The organism is Kamptonema sp. UHCC 0994, assembly GCF_029167235.1.
Lineage (GTDB): Bacteria > Cyanobacteriota > Cyanobacteriia > Cyanobacteriales > Microcoleaceae > Kamptonema.
The window spans coordinates 1-3,535 of the sequence record NZ_JARFTR010000187.1 but is presented as its reverse complement, the minus strand read 5'-3'; the positions used below and the strand labels follow the sequence as shown (position 1 = coordinate 3,535).

Annotated in this window: 2 protein-coding genes; both read right to left on the bottom strand. The window is 44.3% G+C overall.

What is annotated here, in order from left to right; genetic code table 11:
• Nucleotides 1-47 precede the first annotated feature (47 nt).
• A complete protein-coding gene (locus PY364_RS17025) occupies nucleotides 48-1,550 on the bottom strand; it encodes a pitrilysin family protein (protein ID WP_275524264.1) in 1,503 nt (500 codons plus the stop codon).
• Nucleotides 1,551-1,763: 213 nt separating this feature from the next.
• A complete protein-coding gene (locus PY364_RS17020; protein WP_275524266.1) occupies nucleotides 1,764-3,266 on the bottom strand; it encodes a pitrilysin family protein in 1,503 nt (500 codons plus the stop codon).
• Between the last annotated feature and the right edge of the window lie 269 nt (nucleotides 3,267-3,535).

The window sequence follows — 3,535 nt, the reverse complement described above, 5'->3', positions numbered from 1 at the left end:
GTGATTAACCGCCCAGAGGGCGGCGTTACGGATATTACTTGTTCTGTTCAACTCTGAGCGGGAATTGTAATATCAATTGATTGCACCTTAACTGAATTTCCTAGACTGGTTAAAGGTGGCTTAATCGCATCAATATTTCCTACTACTAACGTTACAATGTTATCCGGTTTCAGGTATGTTTTTGCAACTCGTTGTACATCAGCAATTGTTGTTGATTCAACTTGACGGCGATAGCGGAAGATGAAATCAGCGGGATAATTGTAGTATTCATATCGCATCAATCGCGATAAAGTTTGACTGGGATCTTCAAAATTGAAGATAAAAGAATTGAGGGTTGAGTCTTTAGCAAAAGCTAATTCTTCTGGGGTAACTTTTTCAGTACGAATCCGCTCAATTTCAGCGTGAATAGCTTGAATAAATGGTACTGTCGCCTCCGATCGCGTCTGTCCCCCAGCGATAAATATTCCCGGATAGTCAAATCTGGGACTCCAAGCAGCGTAAACGCTGTATGCTAATCCTTTGCTCGATCGCACATTATTAAACAAACGCCCCCCAAAACCATTAAGCACGCCATTCATTACATCCAGGGCTGCATAGTCAGGATTGTTAAAAGTACCGCCTAAGTGACCCATTTCTATGTAACTTTGGCTTAATTGCGGCTGATTTACGAAAAATAAACCACTTTTGTTAGCTTGAGATACAGTAGGTAAAGGTAATTCGCTACTTCCCTGTGCGGATTGCCAATCGCCAAACTTCTGTTCAATAAGCGATCGCATTTTCGCAGTGTCAAAATCCCCGGAAATGCCCAGAATTATATTCTGAGGATGGAAATACTGCTGATAGAAACTCACCAAATCCTCGCGGGATATATTTTTGAGCGTTTGATACTCTACTGTACGAGCGTAAGGACTGCGATCGCCATAAATTAACTTTTGAAATTCTCGCCCAGCAATATCGTCTGGATCGTCATTCCGCCGCGCGATCGCGCCTTGTTCTTGATTCTTAGCTAAATCGAGTTTATCTTGAGCAAATGTTGGCTCTCGAATCACCTCAGTAAATAGTGTAAAAACAGTATCCAAATCTTCACTTAAAGCACTAAAACCTGCGCTACCAGAAGTAATGCCAATACCAGTTTCTACCGCCGCCGCCCGCTGTTCTAATAACTGATTGAGTTCGTCCGGTGAATGCTGGCGAGTGCCTCCAGTTCGCATTACATTTCCTGTTAAACTTCCCAATCCCACTTTATCTGTCGGTTCAAAGCGATCGCCAGTGCGAACCAAGGCTGTCCCGCCCACCAGCGGTAATTCGTGGTCTTCCATTAAATACACCCGCATTCCATTTTTAAGTTCAAACCGAGTGTATTTCGGCAACTGAAGCTCTGGTAATGGTGGGAAAGTTAACTCGTCATAGTGTTTTGCTGCTACTGCAAAAGCAGAGGAAAAATTAAAAATTAAACAGGCAAATACCACAAAGCTAAAGGTAAAAAGCAATAACTTTGCCTGTTTATTCATTCCGCTTTTGCTCTGCATTCTTTCTCCTTTAATTGCCATGTTTTCTCCTGTTATGTCATTACGAGCCTGGGAAGTAATTTAAGACTTGCGTATTACTTACGTAACGCCGCCATCTTGGCGGTTCCTTGACCGCCAAGATGGCGGCGCTACTGATATTTTGCGTAAGTCCTGTAATTGCAACTCTTTGTGTTTAGCTGATACTGAGTAAGTTCTTGTAACAGTTAACAGTTAACAGTTAACAGTTAACAGCTTTCAATTAGGCAATAGTCGTCCTACTGTGCGATTTTCTGGGCGGAAAGTTGCTTTAGCGACACGCTGAATATCGGCAGTCGTAATAGCAGCGATCGCGTCTAACTCCTTAAACAAATTGCGCCAGGAACCCGTTTTCACTTCATAATTTACCAGCGCAAAAGCCATACCCTGGTTAGAATCGAGCGATCGCAACAAACTCGCTCGCGCTTTAGTTTTCACCTGCGCCAACTCCACATCAGAAACAGGCTCAGATTGCAACCGCTCAATCTCAGTCCCCAGAGCCGTCGCCACCTCATCAACAGTATGGCCAGGAGCCGTCATCGCATAAAAAAGCATCAAATTCGCATACTTTTCCCCTGGATAGCCGCTGAAACCCTCAGCAACTAGGGCTACTTGTTGTTTTTCTACCAAAGACTTATAGAGGCGAGAAGTGCGACCACTGCTGAGTAAGCTGGCGATCGCTTCATAAATGACATGATCGGGATGATTCATCGCCGGTCGGTGATATCCCTCCAAATACCAAGGCTGGGAGGGCAACCGCACGGTCACTTCCCTTGGTTCCGTTTGCGGAGGTTCCACAATTGTCAATTCTGGAGGCGCTGGCTTAGCCTTGTAGCGACCGAAATAAACCTCTGCTAGTCGCTTCACATTTGAGGCTTGAACATCGCCTACCACCGCCACTGTCAACTTGCTAGGAATGTAGTAAGCATCGAAAAATTCTCGAACATCACTCCTTTTTAAATTGCGAATATCTTCACTGTAGCCAATCACTGGGCGGCGATAGGGATGGGTAGAAAAAGCCTTATCTGCAAATGCCTCAATCATCTTACCCACAGGGGAATTTTCGCTTCGCAATCTGCGCTCTTCTAAAATTACCTGTTTTTCCTTATAAAATTCTCTAAAAACTGGTTCTAGAAACCGCTCCGACTCCAGAGACATCCACAGTTCTAGCTTATTCGATGGCAGACTATAAAAGTAGGAAGTTGCATCAATAGAAGTGGTGGCATTTAGTCCTACACCTCCTGCCTGCTCAACTATTTTACCCAATTCATTCTGCTTGACGTAGGCTGATGCTTCGGCTTCAATCTTGTCAAATTCTGTCTTTAACTTTGCTACTTCTTCTGTCTTACCGCTAGCTTTAGCTGCTTGGATTTGGTCAAATATTTTATCCTGTTTTTCTAGCAGGGGTTTTTCAGCTTTATAGTCTGTTGTCCCGATTTTGGGAGTTCCTTTGAATGCTAAATGCTCTAGATAGTGAGCAACACCTGTTTTGCCATTAGGTTCATTTGCTCCACCTACATCAGCATAAATCAGAAAGGAAACTACAGGAGCTCTGGGCCTTTCTAGGACAATGAATTTCATGCCATTTTCGAGGCGAAATTCTGTCACCTGCTGAATGACGCGATCGAGATAGGGTTGAATTGAGGATACCTGCCCTTGTCCCGCCTTTGTTAAGGGTGGGTTAGGTGGGTTTTCGCGGGCGATCGCGATCGCCCCCGGCATTCCGCACCACAGCAAAATAGCTGCAAGTAAAGATGCGATCGCTCGCCTCAATCCCTTGCTCCGCCTGCACTGTTGAAGCCAAATAAGTAGCATAGAAATTAGCCGTGAAGTCAATCGAGAGAACAAACTTATCAAGTGTAAGATCCGAACCACTCTTTATAGCATAAAGACTTTTGGTTATTTGAGCGCTCTCTTCTCTATCAGATGTTAGGCTAATTAGGATTTACACACGCTTTACGTAACGCCGCCATCCTGGCGGTAAAGATACC